The 16,857-nt window shown below is 49.2% G+C and carries 17 protein-coding genes; 4 read left to right on the forward strand and 13 right to left on the reverse strand.

Translation table 11 applies throughout. From position 1 onward, the window contains the following. The first annotated feature begins 139 nt into the window (after positions 1-139). Complete coding sequence (locus EKO24_RS12530; RefSeq protein ID WP_127028800.1) at positions 140-613, forward strand: PepSY-like domain-containing protein; 474 nt, start codon at positions 140-142, stop codon at positions 611-613. A gap of 193 nt (positions 614-806) precedes the next feature. Here EKO24_RS12530 and EKO24_RS12535 read toward each other — a convergent pair whose 3' ends face one another. The 4 genes from EKO24_RS12535 to EKO24_RS12550 all read right to left on the reverse strand — a co-directional run bounded on the left by EKO24_RS12535 (position 807) and on the right by EKO24_RS12550 (position 3,225). Further along, positions 807-1,010, reverse strand: coding sequence for a (2Fe-2S)-binding protein (locus EKO24_RS12535; protein ID WP_127028799.1), 204 nt, complete (start codon positions 1,008-1,010; stop codon positions 807-809). Positions 1,011-1,155: 145 nt separating this feature from the next. Beyond that, the gene (gene bfr / locus EKO24_RS12540) at positions 1,156-1,623 is read right to left on the reverse strand and encodes a bacterioferritin (RefSeq protein WP_127028798.1); all 468 of its coding nucleotides are present in this window, start codon (positions 1,621-1,623) and stop codon (positions 1,156-1,158) included. Positions 1,624-1,641: 18 nt separating this feature from the next. Continuing rightward, positions 1,642-2,121 (reverse strand): bacterioferritin, encoded by a 480-nt coding sequence (gene bfr, locus EKO24_RS12545; protein WP_127028797.1) that lies wholly within the window; start codon positions 2,119-2,121, stop codon positions 1,642-1,644. Positions 2,122-2,316: 195 nt separating this feature from the next. After that, positions 2,317-3,225 (reverse strand): LysR substrate-binding domain-containing protein, encoded by a 909-nt coding sequence (locus EKO24_RS12550; protein ID WP_143733221.1) that lies wholly within the window; start codon positions 3,223-3,225, stop codon positions 2,317-2,319. A gap of 687 nt (positions 3,226-3,912) precedes the next feature. Between EKO24_RS12550 and EKO24_RS12555 the strand changes: the two genes are divergently transcribed. Further along, a complete protein-coding gene (locus EKO24_RS12555) occupies positions 3,913-6,030 on the forward strand; it encodes a putative bifunctional diguanylate cyclase/phosphodiesterase (RefSeq protein WP_127028795.1) in 2,118 nt (705 codons plus the stop codon). 245 nt (positions 6,031-6,275) lie between these two features. Here EKO24_RS12555 and EKO24_RS12560 read toward each other — a convergent pair whose 3' ends face one another. The 9 genes from EKO24_RS12560 to EKO24_RS12600 all read right to left on the reverse strand — a co-directional run bounded on the left by EKO24_RS12560 (position 6,276) and on the right by EKO24_RS12600 (position 14,901). Then, the gene (locus EKO24_RS12560; RefSeq protein WP_161990600.1) at positions 6,276-6,542 is read right to left on the reverse strand and encodes a GNAT family N-acetyltransferase; all 267 of its coding nucleotides are present in this window, start codon (positions 6,540-6,542) and stop codon (positions 6,276-6,278) included. A gap of 338 nt (positions 6,543-6,880) precedes the next feature. Then, entirely contained in the window at positions 6,881-7,783 is a 903-nt protein-coding gene (locus tag EKO24_RS12565) for a LysR substrate-binding domain-containing protein (RefSeq protein WP_127028793.1), read from the reverse strand. Positions 7,784-7,828: 45 nt separating this feature from the next. Continuing rightward, positions 7,829-8,872 carry a sulfate/molybdate ABC transporter ATP-binding protein gene (locus tag EKO24_RS12570; protein ID WP_127028792.1) on the reverse strand — a complete coding sequence of 348 codons (1,044 nt, stop codon included), beginning with the start codon at positions 8,870-8,872 and terminating at the stop codon, positions 7,829-7,831. A gap of 183 nt (positions 8,873-9,055) precedes the next feature. Then, positions 9,056-9,922 (reverse strand): sulfate ABC transporter permease subunit CysW, encoded by an 867-nt coding sequence (gene cysW / locus EKO24_RS12575; RefSeq protein WP_127028791.1) that lies wholly within the window; start codon positions 9,920-9,922, stop codon positions 9,056-9,058. A gap of 13 nt (positions 9,923-9,935) precedes the next feature. Next, entirely contained in the window at positions 9,936-10,763 is an 828-nt protein-coding gene (gene cysT, locus EKO24_RS12580; protein WP_127028790.1) for a sulfate ABC transporter permease subunit CysT, read from the reverse strand. Between the two features lie 219 nt (positions 10,764-10,982). Beyond that, a complete protein-coding gene (locus EKO24_RS12585; protein WP_127028789.1) occupies positions 10,983-11,993 on the reverse strand; it encodes a sulfate ABC transporter substrate-binding protein in 1,011 nt (336 codons plus the stop codon). A gap of 102 nt (positions 11,994-12,095) precedes the next feature. Beyond that, positions 12,096-13,106, reverse strand: a complete 1,011-nt coding sequence (locus tag EKO24_RS12590; protein ID WP_127028788.1) for a sulfate ABC transporter substrate-binding protein — start codon at positions 13,104-13,106, stop codon at positions 12,096-12,098. Positions 13,107-13,131: 25 nt separating this feature from the next. Further along, positions 13,132-14,622: an OprO/OprP family phosphate-selective porin gene (locus EKO24_RS12595; protein WP_161990601.1), complete on the reverse strand. Its 1,491-nt coding sequence runs from the start codon at positions 14,620-14,622 to the stop codon at positions 13,132-13,134. 105 nt (positions 14,623-14,727) lie between these two features. Then, positions 14,728-14,901, reverse strand: a complete 174-nt coding sequence (locus EKO24_RS12600) for a YezD family protein (RefSeq protein ID WP_127028786.1) — start codon at positions 14,899-14,901, stop codon at positions 14,728-14,730. Positions 14,902-15,354: 453 nt separating this feature from the next. Here EKO24_RS12600 and lptM point away from each other — a divergent pair, with 453 nt between their 5' ends. Continuing rightward, on the forward strand, positions 15,355-15,513 hold the full coding sequence (lptM, locus tag EKO24_RS23635) for an LPS translocon maturation chaperone LptM (RefSeq protein ID WP_143733222.1): 159 nt from the start codon (positions 15,355-15,357) through the stop codon (positions 15,511-15,513). 2 nt (positions 15,514-15,515) lie between these two features. Beyond that, positions 15,516-16,763, forward strand: a complete 1,248-nt coding sequence (lysA, locus tag EKO24_RS12610; protein ID WP_127028785.1) for a diaminopimelate decarboxylase — start codon at positions 15,516-15,518, stop codon at positions 16,761-16,763. Positions 16,764-16,857 lie beyond the last annotated feature (94 nt).

The following is a 16,857-nucleotide window of genomic DNA, read 5'->3' on the forward strand; positions in this document are numbered from 1 at the left end:
AGGTTATCGCCACGTTCATCACCGGCTTTATGCCGGGCAAAGACCAGCTCAATCCACAATATTAACCAGCGGTCAATGCGTAACTTCTATAATGCGTTTTATCTAATACAATTACTCGTCCACAACCCTGGAGGCATTCATGAAAAAGCAATACTTAATAGCAACTGTGTTAGTTACCTTGCCAATCATTGTTAATCAAACAAGTGCAGGCGGAAAAGAGCTGGCTAAAAGCCAAGTACCCAAAGCGGTTATAGATGCGTTCGAAAAGGCGTATCCGAATGCCAAGTCCTCGGAGTTTGAAACGGAAACTTTTGAAGGCAAAGCCGTCTATGAAGTGGAATATAAGGAAAACGGCAAAGAATACGAGTTGCTGTATAGCGCCGACGGCATTCTGGTACAGAAAGAAGAGGAAATCGACGTTAAATCGCTGCCTGAGCCTGTCGCCAAGGCGATTAACGAAGCTTATCCGAAAGCCACCGTCAAGGAAGCGGAAAAATTGATGAAGCCCGACGGGACGCTGACCGGCTATGAGGTGGAAATTAAAACCGAGGGTAACAAGATTGAGCTTGTGCTGGATGTTAACGGAAAGATTCTAAGGACAGAGAAGGAGTAATTACACTGTATTTACCGCATAAAAGCGCTATAAGCTGAGTTGAGCAGCTTGCCTGCTCAATCGAAACTTACGCCGTTTGAGCATAAACAGCGCTGTTATGCGGTATTTTATTTTGAATGACGCCTGCTGAAACCGATGCAAAAAAACTGAAAGCAACTGTTGCGCAAGCAAGATAAGAGAAGCGGCAACAGCGTCAAACGCCGCAGGCGGATAATTCCAGACTTTCAGGAAAACTTTCGTTAGCGGATTTCAAGCACTTACGGGCGCAACTGGTACAAAGACCGCAATCAACACTTACTTTCAAATCGCGGCGTAAATCGCTGAGCGTTTTTGCGCCGTTTCTGGCGGCTTGATGAATATCGAACTCCGTCACTGCCTGACAAACACATATATACATAGAATAAGCTCCTCTATAATGCAGCAATATACATTTATTAAGAAACATTCTCATTTAGTTTAAAGTGTCTGTCAAGGCCAATTAGAAAGTAAAACAAAAAACGCGTCATTCCTCGCAAACATTCAGTATATGAAGCATTGCGATACTACATGTGCGATTGCAGATAATTAGGCAAGCTGACATCTTTCATCAGGCTTTGCTGGCATTCCAGCCAATCGATGGCTTGCTCGCAGTGCTCTAACAGTTCTTCCAGCAAATCGCGGCTGACGTAATCCTGTAGTTCTTCGCATAAACGCACGGCTTCTATCAACTGCGGACGTTGAACGTTTTTTTCATACTCCAGATCGCCGTTTAAGCATTCAACGACATTTTCGCCGATCAGCAGCTTGCCAAGATTTTGCAGATTGGGAAGACCTTCCAAGAAGAGGATTCGCTCAATCAGTTCATCGGCTTCCTTCATGACGCGGATCGATTGCTTATAGTGGTAATCGTTAAGTTTTTCCAAGCCCCAATGACGAAACATGCGGGCGTGCAGGAAATACTGGTTGATCGACGTCAGCTCGTTTTTAAGTACTTTATTGAGGGTTTCAATAATTTTTTTATCGCCTTTCATGTCTCCTCCTCGCTCTAGTTAAATACTTGGTTTCATTTGACTTTGTTGGTAGTTCTCAAGGCCGACAAGATTAATCAGCTTCAATTGTTGCTCCAGCCAATACGCATGATCCATTTCCGTATCTTCCAATTGCACCGTCAACATGTCGCGCGTCACATAATCCGAGGCTTCCTCGCAAGAGGCGATGGCTTTTTTCAATTCGCCAACCACATGATATTCGACTTCCAAATCGGCTTTTAGCATTTCCGGCACTGTGCTGCCGATATTCAAGGCCGCACGTTTAACCAGATTGGGAGTGCCTTCCAAGAACAGAATGCGCTGAATCAAGGCTCGGGCATGCAAGCGTTCATGCTCGGACTCGTGCAGGCTTTTTTCTGCGAGATGGTTCAATCCGGAATCGGCATACATCTCGCCATGAATCAGGTATTGATCGGAGGCGCTCAGCTCTCCGGCAAGCAGATCGTTGAGAATTTCCAGAATTTTATTGTCGCCTTTCATAATAGCCTCTTAAAGTGAGTCGGACGGAATCCTATCAGCGAGCTGATAAGTACTTGAATAGCGATTCTATCCTGCTGAAATCTACGGTCAAATTAATTCTTCCGGAACGACTCATCCAGCCATTCCGTTTGAAAGCTAGAGCTCTACTATCAAAGTACCCAATCCGGAAATTGGGGACGGGCGGACAGTGCAATCTTAGTTTTTATGAAGATTCAGCTCATTAGCGGCAACCAGCAACTCGTCGATAAAATGCTGCGTATACAACGGCAGGTAGTTGTTTTTCAAATACGCGATCTTGGTTTTCGAGCAGGGAATCAGGTGCGACAGGTCCCGTGCCGCCAAATCCTGATCCATTGCCGGGTCATAGGCCATGCCGGCGATAATGCCGGCGCCCATGCCCAAACGTACGTAAGTCTTGATCACGTCGGTATCGGCGGCGGCCAGGATGATGTCCAATTCCATATTGGTGTTTTTAAACGCGCTCTCGATATTCGAGCGCCCGGTAAAACCGAAGCTGTACGTCAATATCGGGTACGAAGCCAGCCGTTCCAGCGAGATATTGCCTTCGCTGAGCGGATGCCGCTGCGGCACGACCGCCGCATGATGCCATTCATAGCAAGGCTTGACGACCAGGTCGGCCACCTCGCCGACTTTCTCCGTGCAAATCGCAATGTCCGCTTGCCGGGTGTGCAGCTTGTTGATCAGCTGCTCCGGCGACGCCTCGATCATGTAAATCCGGACGCCCGGATATTTTTCCCTGAAACGCAAAATCGGTTTCGGCAGGAAATACTTGGCCTGGGTGTGCGTCGTCGCGATATGCAGAACGCCCTGGTTGCTGTCGATATAATCCGCCGCGATGCTCTGGATGTTGGTTTTAGCCAGGTTAATGGCCGCAACTTCTTTCATGATCCGGCGTCCCAACGTGGTTAAGCCAATCAATTTTTTGCCTTGCCGTTCATACAAAGGCGAACCCAATTCCTCCTCAAAAAGCTGCAATTGCCGGCTGACCGCAGATTGCACGACATGCATTTTTTCCGCCGCTTTGGACAAGTTGAAATCGTTTTCCTGAAGTACGCGAAACAGTTCGATCTGGCTTAAGTTCATAGTAATGAGCCGCTATATTATTTAAAAAGTATTAATAGTCAGGGAAATTTTAAAGCTGAGTTGAGCAGTTTGTCCGCTCAACCGAAACTTATGCCCTTTGGGTATAAAGCTGAGTTGAGCGGCTTGTCCGCTCATACGAAACTTATGCCCTTTGGGTATAAGTTACTAAAGGCTATGCCACACCCAATTATCTTATTATTAGAACATATAATCTATTAATATCATTTTATTAAAGACAATTCTGCGATTAAGATGCAATCCAACAGCACTGCCTGCTAAAGCTGAGTTGAGCAGCTTGTCTGCTCAAACGAAACTTATGCCCTTTGGGTATAAGAAGCAATCAAGCAGATCGACGCATATTAGCTCTGTTACGAAAGTTAAGTTTTTGATCACCTCTCATGAAATAAGGATGTTGTTCGGCGGGTTACGGCCCGCCTTTTTTTAGCCGCGAAGGCTGGCAGGTCCGATACAAACTTGGCGATATTGGCTTCGGCGAAATAGCTTAGTATTTTGCAACAGTTAATAATCAAAATCCGCTGGCCCGGTCCGCAATACTGGATGGCTGCAAACCTATTTCTTTATCCGACAACCGTTAATAGCGATTCATTTCCTGATTGCGGCATTTGCTAAAAAATATCTTTCGCTTCAGTTTTAACCGGTTAGCGTTATGACCCAAAGGCAAAAAATATGTCCCCTTATATAATTAACACATTAGAAACAAAAATTGCCCGCTTTGAGCATCTGCTTTCTGCCGCGCCAATCACCATTTATACCCGCAAACCGTTTGCCGATTTTGGTATTACGTTTATTTCGAATAGCGTAAAAGAGCTATTAGGGCATGAGGCCGACGCGTTCATTTTCTTTCCCGATTCATGGCTAAGCCACGTACATCCTGAGGATCACCCGGTCGTACTGGAGAATTTCCATCGTATTCTGCTGGGCGATGCGACGATCATAAAATACCGGTTCAAAATGAAAGACGGGCAATGGAAATGGATACGGGATCGTGCAAAACTGATCACCGACAGTGCAGGACGTGCGTTAGAGATAATCGGCGGCTGGACCGATATGACCGAGCTGATTCAGACCGAAGAAGCGCTGAAGCAAAGCGAGAAGAAACACCGTTTTTTGCTCGAGCAGGTCAACGCCGGCGTTATCGTTCAAACGCCGGATACCCGGGTAGTTTCGTGCAATCGGCAAGCAACGCATTTGCTCGGCTTAACCGAACAGCAATTGCTCGGCAAATCAGCCGCCGATTTTGAGCACGTTTTTATAAACGAAGACGGCACGCTGACTGCGTTGGATGACTTTCCGGTCAATCAAGTCATCGATACTCACAAAGCGGTAAAAAGCCGCGTACTGGGTATTGAGCGTAGCGACATTGACGAAATTGTCTGGGTAATGGTCAATGCATTTGCCGAATTCGATAACAACGGCGGCATAGGCGTAGTTAACACCACATTAATCGACATCACGCCGCATATTAAATCCCAGGAAAAAATTCATCGCCTCGCCCATTACGATTCGCTGACGCAATTGCCGAACCGGGTTTTAATCAACGAACGCATCGAACAAGCCATACATTACTCTTACCGGGAAAATAAAAGCTTTTCACTGCTGTTCTTGGATTTAGACGACTTTAAAATCGTCAACGATTCGCTCGGCCATCATTACGGCGACGCACTATTGCGGCAAGTTGCCCAACGCCTGGAACACAGTTTGCGCGAAACCGATAGCGCCGGGCGATTAGGCGGCGATGAATTTGTCGTTATTCTGAATAACACTAACGCCGACGGCGCTGCGGCGGCCGCACAAAAAATCATCCATCTTTTTAAAGATCCTTTTGCCGTTGACGGGCAGGTTCTTTCCATTCAAACCAGTATCGGCATCAGCATCTACCCCAAAAACGGCTGCGACAGCAATACCCTGACACGCCATGCCGACATTGCAATGTACCATGCCAAACAGGAGGGGCGAGGACGTTTTTCTTTTTTCGATTTCAAAATGAACACCCGCCTCGAATACCGCCTGGGAATGGAGCGCGAACTACGCCTGGCAATAGAAGAAAATCAATTCCTGGTTTATTACCAACCGCAAATCGATTTGACCAGCGAGCGGATTATCGGCATTGAAGCCTTGATTCGTTGGCGGCACCCACAGCGCGGCATGATTTCGCCGGCCGATTTCATTCCCGTTGCGGAAGACTGCGGCTTAATCAACCCGATAGGCGAATGGGTCTTGCGGCGCGCTTGCGAAGATATGAAAACCTGGCAGGCATCAGGTTTTGCACCGCTTAAAGTCGCGGTAAACCTGTCTTTGCGCCAGTTGCAGGAAGGCACGCTGTTTAACAAAATCAGCAACATTCTTGCCCAGAACGGCATTGCCGGCAGTCAATTGGAATTAGAGCTAACCGAAAGCGTAATGATGGAAAACCACTCTGTCACGCTTAATTTCATGACGCAATGCAAAGATTTGGGCATTCATTTTTCAATCGATGATTTCGGCACAGGCTATTCGTCGCTGAGTTATTTAACGAAGCTTCCGCTGCTGGATAAGTTAAAAATCGATCGTTCTTTTATCCAGGAACTGTTTAAAAACAACGACGCGAATACGATCGTCGGCGCAATCGTCAACATGGCAAAAAGTTTGCGATTGAAGGTCATTGCCGAAGGGGTGGAAACCGAACAGCAACTGGATTATTTAAGAGACTGCGGCTGCGATACGGTGCAGGGATTTTATTTCAGTCCGCCGGTCAGTTATGAGGCATTGACGCAATTGCTTGCGCAAGAGGAATTAATCGCATGAGTAAGCTTAGACCTTCCAGGTTTTGAAAACCTGGAAGGTCTGTTTATCGGCCTATTTTTGCAAACGCAAGCGGTTAAAACCGCCTGGACCAAGCCAGTTGAAGAGACAACTGGTCCATTTCAAGCTTGATATTCTGGCTTGGGCTCAGCGGATTAGCGCCTTTGACGGAATTGGTGGGCGGGCTCCTCTCAATACGCATAGCCCTATTTTTACGAAATAACAGTATTTTTCCGCTAACTTGCGTTTTAGGGAATGTCTGTAATAGGTATGCATAGAATAAGCGGATCATCGGGAAGAGCGACAACCCCATAACGGGCATAGAATGCTGCCAATTCAGTGTTTTTCGCATCGATAAATAGAAAACTGCCGCCAATTAGTTTGGAAGCAATTTTAGCTTTCGCCACGGCGTCGAGTAATAATCGTTCGCCGTGACCTTTCTTTTGTTCGTCAAGCGATACGGCTAAACGGGCAAGGGTTATTGCCGACACATTTGCAGGAAGGGCTTTTTTCATGTTTTGCGGCAAGATGTCTCTCTGCGCCAATCCACGAATAGCAAGCGCGTAATAACCGGTAATGCTGGCAGGGGCGACCTATATAGGCTTGCCGATATTTTTTTCATTTCTCGGAATTTTAATTATGTCACAGCGGTGCCAATATGACACCGCTTTATTACAATCTCGCCTGCCCAGATAAGCTTGGGATTGTTTACGTCACCCGGCTTGCTTAACAACGTTAAGAGCGAAGTGTCGGCGTGCCGTAAGCGGTATATTTCCGCCTCAACTTGAAAACGTACCCAATAGGCAAAGATAGAAATTAACAAAAAAAGAGCAGGGGCTTCTGAGCGTAAGCCTTACTGAGAACTCAACTCGTTAGCCGCGCCCAGCAGCTCGTCGATAAAATGCTGCGTATACAACGGCAGATAGTTGTTTTTCAAATACGCGATCTTGGTTTTCGAACTCGGAATCAGGTGCGACAGGTCCCGTGCCACCAAATCCTGATCCACCGCCGAATCGTAGGCCATGCCGGCGATAATGCCGACGCCCATGCCCAAACGTACGTAAGTCTTGATCACGTCGGTATCGGCGGCAGCCAGGATGATGTCGAGTTCCATCCGCGTGCTTTTAAACGCGCTCTCGATATTCGAGCGCCCGGTAAAACCGAAGCTGTACGTCAATATCGGGCACGAAGCCAACCGCTCCAGCGAAACATCGCCTTCGCTGAGCGGATGCCGCTGCGGCACGACCGCCGCATGATGCCATTCATAGCAAGGCTTGACGACCAGGTCCGCCACTTCGCCGATTTTCTCGGTGCAAATCGCGATGTCCGCTTGCCGGGTGTGCAGTTTATCGATCAGTTGTTCCGGCGAGGCTTCGATCATGTAAATCCGGACGCCCGGATATTTTTCCCTGAAACGCAGGATCGGTTTCGGCAGGAAATACTTGGCCTGGGTGTGCGTCGTCGCAATATGCAGAACGCCCTGGTTGCTGTCGATATAATCCGCCGCAATGCTCTGGATGTTGGTTTTGGCCAGGTTAATGGTCGCGACTTCCTCCATGATGCGGAGCCCCAACGGCGTCAAGCCGACCAGTTTTTTACCCTGACGCTCGTAGACCGGCGAACCCAGCTCCGCTTCGAACAGCTGCAATTGCCGGCTAACCGCCGATTGCACAATATGCATTTTTTCCGCCGCTCTGGACAGGCTGAAATCGTTTTCCTGAAGCACGCGAAGCAGTTCAATTTGGCTTAAATTCATTTATTGAATGTCGTTTAATGATTGAATACGGATGGCACAGATCAATCAATGAAACCAATGCGCGTGCCGTATCCGCAAATCAACTTTATCGCCTTTATTCAACTGCAAACGCCTGAATTGATCGTTCGGCATTTCCGCATAAACGCTGGCGGATTGACCGTTCACGCTGCTTTTGACTAATTCAATACGGATCAAAGAGCCCAAATGCTGCCAGTCTTTCAGGATCACAAACGCATCGTTGTCATCGGTCGATTTGGCGATCACGATGTCGTGCGGCCTGACATGCGCAACGCGGCCTTTCTGGTGCGTGGTCGGCAATCCGGCTGTTTGCAGCCAATCGGCATCGTGTTCTTCCAGATTGAATACGTTAGTCTGGCCGATAAACTTGGATACGAATTCATTGCTCGGATGATCGTAAATATCGCTAGGCGTTCCTTGCTGCTCGATATGGCCGTGATTCAGCACGACAACCTGGCTGGCGACTTCCATCGCTTCTTCCTGGTCGTGAGTCACGAAAATGCTGGTGACGTTCAGATCGTGATGCAAGTTGCGCAGCCACTGGCGCAAATCCTTGCGCACGCCGGCATCCAGGGCGCCGAACGGCTCGTCCAGCAACAGCACCGACGGTTCCACGGCCAACGCGCGGGCCAGTGCGATACGTTGGCGCTGGCCGCCGGAAAGCTGGTCGGGATAGCGGTCATGCAACCAGTCCAACTGCACTAAGTTCAATAAGTCATGCACTTTCTTGCGGATAATCGCTTCGCTCGGCCGCTCGCGGCGTGATTTGACCCGTAAGCCGAACGCTACGTTCTCGAATACGGTCATATGCCGGAACAGCGCGTAATGCTGAAACACAAAGCCGATGCCCCGCTGGCTGACGTCGTGATCGGTTTTGTCCTGTCCGCTGATCAGCACCCGGCCTTCGTCGGCGCTTTCAAGACCGGCAATAATCCGCAGCAGCGTGGTTTTACCGCAACCGGAAGGTCCCAGCAAAGCCACCAGCTCGCCTTCCGGGATTTCCAGGTTAATCTGATCCAGCGCGGCAAACGTGCCGAATTTTTTGCTGATGTTGGAAAGTAAAATACTCATAAAGAAACTCTCAAAAATAAAATCGTTGGCCTGACGATTGGTCCGTGAAAATCATGAAAATCTACGGTAGCGATTGGTCCACGAAAAGCACGAAAGACACGAAAAAATGAATAGCAAAAACCATGCGGTAAAAAATTTTCGTGCTTTTCGTGTGTTTCGTGGACATTGCTGTTATTGACTCTGTTACCGGTTAGCTTGCCGCCATTCCAGCGCCGTTTTTAAAATCAACGTCACGATAGCCAATGCCGCAAGAATCGATGCGCCGGCAAAAGCGCCGACGACGTCATAGTCGTTATAATTGACTTCCACATGCAACGGCAGCGTATTGGTCACGCCCCGGATATGGCCGGAAACCACCGAAACCGCGCCGAACTCGCCCATCGCCCTGGCGTTGCACAGCAGTACGCCGTACAGCAGCGCCCATTTGATATTCGGTATCGTAACGGCCCAAAAAGTCTTCCAGCCGCTGGCGCCCAGCGACAGCGCGGCTTCTTCTTCCTGGTTGCCCATTTCCTGCATCAATGGAATCAATTGCCGGGCCACGAACGGAAACGTGATGAACAGCGTTGCCAGCACGATGCCCGGCACCGCAAAAATGATTTTCACGTCGTGCGCGTTCAACCATTCGCCAAACCAACCTTGCGCGCCGAACAGCAGCACGAAAATAAATCCTGAAATCACCGGCGACACTGAAAACGGCAGATCGATTAACGTCGTCAGCAAGCTTTTTCCGGGAAACTCGAACTGGGTGATCGCCCAGGCTGCGGCAACGCCGAAAACGGTGTTCAACGGCACGGTGATAATCGCGGTCAACAGCGTCAGCTTGATAGCGGCCACCGTATCGTCTTGGGCTAATGCCGACCAATAGGTGGCAATGCCTTTGGAAAAAGCCTGGAAAATCACCAAGCCCAGCGGCAGGCAGATAAACAGGCCGATGAAACTTAAGGCGATAGCAATCAGGCTCCATTTGATCCAGTTCGGGTCTTGCAGCGCCCGCTGTTCGCGAACGAACAATCGCGCGGGATTTACGGGTTGGGTAGCAGCGCTCATATCGGCATCATCCTCATAATTGTCCTGAGCGCTTACGCACCCAGTATTGCAACATATTAATCACCAGCAGCAGCAGAAACGACACCACCAGCATCGTCAGCGCGATTGCGGTGGCGCCTTCGAAATCGAATTGTTCCAGTTTGGTCACAATCAGCAGCGGTACGATTTCCGACACATAGGGAATATTGCCGGCAATAAAAATGACCGAGCCGTATTCGCCGACGCCTCTGGCAAACGCCAGCGCGAAACCGGTCAACAGGGCCGGGAAAACATTCGGGAAAATAATTTTTGTAAACACCTGCAAGCGCGTGGCGCCGAGGCTTAACGCGGCTTCTTCCATCGTCGTTTCGAATTCCAGCAACACCGGCTCGACGGTGCGCACAACAAACGGAATGCTGATAAAAATCAGCGCCATGACGATACCTAGCGGCTTGAAAGCCACCTGGATGCCGAAGGTTTCGGACAACAGCTTGCCGAGAAAACCGCTGGGCTGGAAGATGGTTGCCAGCACGATACCGGCCACGGCTGTCGGCAGTGCGAACGGGAAATCGATCAATGCATGAAAGAAGCGCTTGCCGAAAAACGAATAACGCACCAATACCCAGGCGACGATAAAACCGAAGAAACCGGCGACAAAAGCAGCCACCAGCGAGGTGACGAAGCTGACGCGAAACGAGTGCAGCACTCGTTTGCTGGTGATGATATTGACGTAATCGTCCCAGCTCAGCTGAAAACTTTTAAACACCAAGGTGCTGAGCGGGATTAAAACCACCAGGCTCAGGTAAACCAAAGTGAACCCGATAGCCGGACGGAACCCCGGCATGATACTGCTTTTTGCCATTACCTCTCTCCAGTATTGATTGAATCTTTTATCGTTCCCGCGCTCCGACGCTCGCCGTTATACTCATCTCGACGTAGTAGGAAATACCCATAGGCATAAGTAAACCGATTAGACCTTCCAGGATTTTAAAACCTGGAAGGTCTACCTATGGACTATTTCCCGCATAACGCATCTGTCGCGAACGATACCCGCAAGGGGCTCATCCTATGGTCCTTTTACTTACTTCCCCGACCCGTATATCTGGTCGAAAATCCCGTTATCCGCAAAATGCTTTTTCTGTGCGGCCTCCCAGCCGCCAAGCTGGTCGATGGTGACCAACTCCACCGGCTTGAATTGCTTCGCATATTTGGCCGCAACGTCAGGATCGGTCGGGCGGTAAAAGTTTTTACCGATAATGTCCTGGCCTTCCTTGCTGTACAGGTATTTCAGGTATTCGGTCGCAACCTCGGTCGTACCGTGTTTGCGCGCCACATCTTCAACGACGGCAACCGACGGTTCGGTCAAAATGCTCAATGACGGCGTGACGATTTCAAACTTATCCGCGCCGAATTCGCGCAGTACCAGATAAGCTTCGTTTTCCCAGGTAATCAATACATCGCCGATTTCCCGTTCGACAAACGTAGTGGTTGCTCCACGTGCACCGGAGTCCAGTACCGCAACGTTTTTATATAACTTGCCGACGAACGCAGTCGCGGCCGCTTCGTCATTATTGTTGGCTTTCAGCGCATAAGACCACGCCGCCAGGTAGTTCCAACGCGCACCGCCGCCGGTTTTAGGATTCGGCGTGACGACACTGACGCCTGGCTTGACGATGTCGTTCCAATCTTTAATGTCCAACGGATTGCCTTTGCGTACCAGTAATACAATCGTGGACGTATACGGCGAGCTGTTGTGAGGCAACGATTTTTGCCAATCTTCCGGCAGTAACTTCCGTTTTTGATACAGCTGGTCGATGTCGTTCGACAAAGCCAAAGTCACGACATCGGCTTCCAGGCCTTCCAGCACCGAACGCGCCTGCTTGCCTGAACCGCCGTGAGACTGGTTGACTGTTACGGTATCGCCGGTTTTGTCTTTCCAGTATTTGGCAAAGACGGTGTTGTATTCCTTGTACAATTCGCGGGTCGGATCGTAAGAAACGTTCAGCAGGTTAATGTCTGCTGCGGAGACCGGGCTTACGGCAACTACCGACAACACCGCCGCCACGATAGTCCGGGTAAAGTATGTGTTCATGGATAAATCCTGGTTCAGGTTATTGAGCGATAAAGTCGTAATAAGTGTCTTTTAAACCGAATCCCACTTGCCGATGGGGCAAGCGGGAATTCCAAGTGCGGTTTATTTGCCCGGTCCGTAGACTTGGTCGAACACGCCGCCGTCGGCAAAATGCTTGGCCTGCGCAGCATTCCAGCCGCCGAAAGTATCGATTTTGACCAGCTCCAATGGCTGAAATTGCTTGGCGTACTTGGCGGCAACTTCAGGGTCGGTCGGACGATAAAAGTTCTTGCCGATAATGTCCTGGCCTTCTTTGCTGTACAAATACTTCAGGTATTCGGTCGCGACTTCAGTCGTGCCATGCTTGCGTGCCACATCATCAACCACGGCAACCGGCGGCTCAGCCAGAATACTCAACGATGGAGTCACGATTTCAAACTTATCGGCGCCGAACTCTTTTAACGACAGGTAGGCTTCGTTTTCCCAGGCAATCAACACATCGCCGATTTCGCGCTCAATAAACGTGGTGGTAGAACCGCGAGCCCCTGTATCCAATACGGCTGTGTTTTTGTATAAAGCCGCAATAAAAGCTTGGGCGGCGGCTTCATCATTGTTGTTATGCTTGAGTGCATAAGCCCAGGCCGCCAGATAGTTCCAGCGCGCACCGCCGGAAGTTTTCGGGTTCGGCGTAACGATGCTGATGCCGGGTTTGACGATGTCGTTCCAATCCTTGATTTTCAGCGGATTGCCTTTACGGACCAAGAATACAATCGTCGAGGTATAAGGCGAACTGTTGCCGGGCAGCTGGCTTTGCCAATTTTCCGGAATCAGTTTGCGTTTTTGGTACAACTGATCGACGTCATACGCCAGCGCCAGCGTCACGACATCGGCTTCCAGGCCTTCCAGCACTGAACGCGCCTGTTTGCCGGAACCGGCGTGAGACTGGTTGATCGTCACGGTGTCGCCGGTTTTGGCTTTCCAGTATTTGGCGAAAGCGCCGTTGTATTCTTTATATAATTCGCGGGTCGGGTCATAGGAAACGTTCAGCAGGTTGATCTCCGCCGCGCGTACTTCACTGGCTGCCGCTACGGCTAATACGGCCGCAAAGACAATATTGGTAAATTTGTTTTTCATCGGTAAAACCTCTTGCTCAGGTTGTTTAAAACGCTAATTGGAAGCGTGTTGCAAAGACTTGTTCGTTGGCTAGATCGCGGCCTCTGGCAGCACCGCCATCAAAAGATACATTTTCATAATCCGCCCGGATGACCGCATTGCTGTTCAAGTACCAGTTGGCTCCTACGGTCCAGGCTTTGGCTTTTGAAGCCGATTGGTTCGGATCAATAATCTTGAAAGTCGCGTCGTCGACATCCAGTTCGCTGTAGCGGGCAGCGAGCTGCAATGCGCCCCAGTTACCTTTCAATGGATCGAAGTTCCTGATCGGTTTAACGCCGGCGAAACTATTGTCTTCGCCAGTAAGTACATAAGAAGCCAGAATCTGCCAAGCGGTATTCTTTTGCTGAATGTCCGTTTTGCCGCTAACCAAGTGCTGGGACGAAACAACATATTCGCCAATCGCGCCGAATGGGCCGGCAAACCAGTAAGCCTGCGGGTAAATACGGTAAGTAGCGCCGTCCGATGTCGGTGCGGCAAATCCGGTATTAACCTTGGTATAGTCAAGATAGGTAGATCTGCCCAGCGGCGTAGCCTGAGCTTTAAGAGCCTGTTTATCGGGATTGCCGAAAGAGCCCGCGACACCCAGCCCCAAGCCTTCCAACCAGGAATAACCGGTATGATGGAACGGATGAGCAAACAAACGGCCGTTTACTTCTTTATTATCATCTGTATCCGGCGAATCATTGTTAGGACTGCCGTCGTCCCCGGAACCATTGGTAACACCGATCTGGTAGGTAAACGTATTTTTGGTATCGATAGGGCCTGCGACGGTCTCTGCCTTAAAACCAGGCTTTGCGAACGCGCCATGGATTTGTATACCCACGTCGCGGTTACTTGCTAAATAAGTAGGAAAGGCGCGTTCAAGGAAAGTACCGTCCGAGTCACCCTGTAAACGTTCAAGACTGATTGACGGCTTGAATTTACCAACCAACAGGTTGACTGCCGGATGATAGGCATAATCAAGATAAGCGTCCGGCAAAATATTGCTGCCGGCGGCAAAGTCGGGCATGATTTTGTAATAAATATCTTTAAAAAAGTAACCTTCTATCCATATCCGCGCTTGTTTGAGCTGGAATTTATCGGTTCCCTTAAAACCGTTATCTTCGACATAGAAGCGCCCGTCGGTTTGCGCCGCGCCGCGTATCCGCACTTGATGTTTCTTATCCGAAGAAGTGATCTTGAATCCGTCCGCGCCGGCGTCGAATACCGGCAATTTTTGCAGCGCACCGGTCGTCACTTCATCCTGAAGTTCCAATTTACGCTCAAGGGTATTAACTTTTCGGCTCAGTTTTTCTACTTCAGGAGCCGCGGCCGCAGGTTTGGCGGATAACGCGCCGGCCCGGTCCAGTTTTTCCAAGCGGCTTTCCAGTTCACGAATGCGACGCTCCAAGGCTTCGGTATCGGCATGGGCATCGGGGATACCGAATAAGGCAAGGTTAATTACACTGGCTAAAGCAGTGCGCTTAAAATGTTTCATAGTTTGAACCCTTAAATAAATCCGTACCATCCGGCGATCCGGTCAGGTCGCTATCTCTCATGTAGTATTTTTTAATCGCCGTTTTTTTACGGTAGAAATGGATAATTACTTTTTAGTATCAAAACGTAGTTTCTCTTTACGCTCGATTTGCACGACTTTGCTTTCGTGAATGATGATCTCAACCGAACCAAACTTGATCTCTTGCAAAATACCGGCAATCTGATTTGCGATTTCAGCCGTTTGGGATTCTCTATGTGTCTTTTCCAATTTAAGCGCCATGAAAATGCTCCTGAAAAGCTATTACTGTTGAAAGTTAAAGCTGTCGTTTACGTTGGCGGGAAGTTTAAAGAGGATTTAATATTTAATAAAACGACATTATTAGATGGATATATCTAATTAAAAGATAATAGAGCCCATATTATCCCTGTTACCCTTGCGGCAGCTTATGTACGGGAAATAGCACGAAAATCGAATTGAAACTTCGTATTTTCTCGATCCGCTCTGTTAACTTGATAGGCATCAGGTAAAAACCTTGCCGCTTGAACTTGCGATAACCGATACTCACCAACAGTCTGCAGGTACGACTATCTAATCGCCAGCCGGTTTGAATTCCGGTCCGGAGCAATGCTGCCCCCTGCATTTCTAATGCCTTTTCTTGCAATTCAGCTTATTATATTGATCATTGTTACCATGAAACTCATGCTTACCAACGATCATTTACGATAATGCTCAATGAAATCTTATAAATTACTAGTGCTTTTGTTGCTGAATCCGCTCATCGTAGGTTGCGGACAGCCCGGCCCGCTTTATTTGCCGGGGCAAGCGGCACCGATTCATGTCGAACCGGAGCCCGTAGCAAAACCAGACCCCCAATCCGACAAGAATAAATAACCATGGATTACTTTAATTACCAAAACGACGAGCTTTTCGCTGAAGACGTTGCTGTCCAGGATATCGTCTATAAATACGGCAGCCCTTGCTACATCTATTCAAGAGCGACCCTGGAACGGCACTGGAAAGCTTTCGACCAAGCGTTCGGCGAGCAAGCGCATTTGATTTGTTACGCCGTCAAAGCGAATTCCAATATTGCAATACTCAACTTGCTGGCGCGTTTAGGTTCGGGCTTTGATATTGTTTCTCTGGGCGAGTTGGAACGGGTCATTACCGCCGGCGGCGACCCTAAAAAAATCGTGTTTTCCGGTGTCGGCAAGCGTGAAGACGAAATTCTGGCCGCGTTAAAAATCGGCATACGCTGTTTTAATGTTGAAGTCAGCGGCGAATTGGACCGGATTAACCAGTTGGCCGGTCAGTTGGGCGTTATCGCGCCGGTATCTTTTCGGGTCAATCCCGATGTCGACGCCAAAACCCACCCTTATATTTCCACCGGTTTAAAAGAAAATAAGTTCGGTATCGATATTCAGCAGGCTATGGTTGAATACCGTCGGGCGGCAGCGATGCCGCATATCGACGTGATCGGCATCGATTGCCATATCGGCTCGCAACTGACCGAAACCCGGCCTTTCCTGGATGCGCTGGATAAGATTCTGGACCTGGTTGCCGCGCTTGAAGCCGAAGGAATCAAGCTGCACCATCTGGATTTGGGCGGCGGCTTGGGCATTTGTTATAAGGATGAACTGCCGCCCGAACCTGCCGAATATATTAAGGCTGTTTTAGCGCGGCTGGGCAAAACGGATTTTGAGATATTAATGGAGCCGGGCCGTGCTATCGTCGGCAATGCAGGTATTTTAGTCACTCAGGTTGAATATCTTAAACCGACCGCCAACAAAAACTTTGCCGTCGTCGATGCCGCGATGAATGATCTGGTTCGCCCTTCGCTGTACAGCGCCTGGCAAAACATTATTCCGGTCAACTTGCAAAGCAACGAAGCTGAAACAACATGGGACATAGTTGGACCGGTCTGCGAAACCGGCGACTTTTTAGGTAAGAACCGTCCGCTGAAAATTGCCCAGGGCGACTTATTGGCGGTACGGTCATCCGGCGCCTACGGTTTTACGATGAGCTCAAACTATAATTCCAGGCCGCGCTTGGCTGAGCTGATTGTTGACGGCAGCGACCTGCATGTAATCAGGGAAAGAGAAACGATTGCGCAACTTTGGGCCGGCGAGCATTTATTACCCTAACATATAAATATTCACCACGAAGACACGAAGAACGCAAAGAAATAATAAAGCTTCGCGTTCTTCGTGTCTTCGTGGTGAACTTAAGTCCAGATAT

It is taken from the genome of Candidatus Methylobacter oryzae, assembly GCF_003994235.2.
Taxonomy (GTDB): Bacteria; Pseudomonadota; Gammaproteobacteria; order Methylococcales; family Methylomonadaceae; genus Methylobacter_A; species Methylobacter_A oryzae.

What these genes read in the sequence shown, in the direction of transcription:
- lysA (WP_127028785.1), top strand. Translation starts at nt 15,516, where the DNA reads ATGGATTACTTTAATTACCAAAACGACGAGCTTTTCGCTGAAGACGTT.
- cysW (WP_127028791.1), bottom strand. Translation starts at nt 9,922, where the DNA reads ATGAGCGCTGCTACCCAACCCGTAAATCCCGCGCGATTGTTCGTTCGC.
- EKO24_RS12550 (WP_143733221.1), bottom strand. Translation starts at nt 3,225, where the DNA reads ATGAACTTAAGCCAGATCGAACTGTTTCGCGTACTTCAGGAAAACGAT.
- bfr (WP_127028797.1), bottom strand. Translation starts at nt 2,121, where the DNA reads ATGAAAGGCGACAATAAAATTCTGGAAATTCTCAACGATCTGCTTGCC.
- EKO24_RS12585 (WP_127028789.1), bottom strand. Translation starts at nt 11,993, where the DNA reads ATGAACACATACTTTACCCGGACTATCGTGGCGGCGGTGTTGTCGGTA.
- EKO24_RS12570 (WP_127028792.1), bottom strand. Translation starts at nt 8,872, where the DNA reads ATGAGTATTTTACTTTCCAACATCAGCAAAAAATTCGGCACGTTTGCC.
- EKO24_RS12560 (WP_161990600.1), bottom strand. Translation starts at nt 6,542, where the DNA reads ATGAAAAAAGCCCTTCCTGCAAATGTGTCGGCAATAACCCTTGCCCGT.
- cysT (WP_127028790.1), bottom strand. Translation starts at nt 10,763, where the DNA reads ATGGCAAAAAGCAGTATCATGCCGGGGTTCCGTCCGGCTATCGGGTTC.
- EKO24_RS12535 (WP_127028799.1), bottom strand. Translation starts at nt 1,010, where the DNA reads ATGTATATATGTGTTTGTCAGGCAGTGACGGAGTTCGATATTCATCAA.
- EKO24_RS12530 (WP_127028800.1), top strand. Translation starts at nt 140, where the DNA reads ATGAAAAAGCAATACTTAATAGCAACTGTGTTAGTTACCTTGCCAATC.
- lptM (WP_143733222.1), top strand. Translation starts at nt 15,355, where the DNA reads ATGAAATCTTATAAATTACTAGTGCTTTTGTTGCTGAATCCGCTCATC.
- EKO24_RS12595 (WP_161990601.1), bottom strand. Translation starts at nt 14,622, where the DNA reads ATGAAACATTTTAAGCGCACTGCTTTAGCCAGTGTAATTAACCTTGCC.
- EKO24_RS12565 (WP_127028793.1), bottom strand. Translation starts at nt 7,783, where the DNA reads ATGAATTTAAGCCAAATTGAACTGCTTCGCGTGCTTCAGGAAAACGAT.
- EKO24_RS12590 (WP_127028788.1), bottom strand. Translation starts at nt 13,106, where the DNA reads ATGAAAAACAAATTTACCAATATTGTCTTTGCGGCCGTATTAGCCGTA.
- bfr (WP_127028798.1), bottom strand. Translation starts at nt 1,623, where the DNA reads ATGAAAGGCGATAAAAAAATTATTGAAACCCTCAATAAAGTACTTAAA.
- EKO24_RS12555 (WP_127028795.1), top strand. Translation starts at nt 3,913, where the DNA reads ATGTCCCCTTATATAATTAACACATTAGAAACAAAAATTGCCCGCTTT.
- EKO24_RS12600 (WP_127028786.1), bottom strand. Translation starts at nt 14,901, where the DNA reads ATGGCGCTTAAATTGGAAAAGACACATAGAGAATCCCAAACGGCTGAA.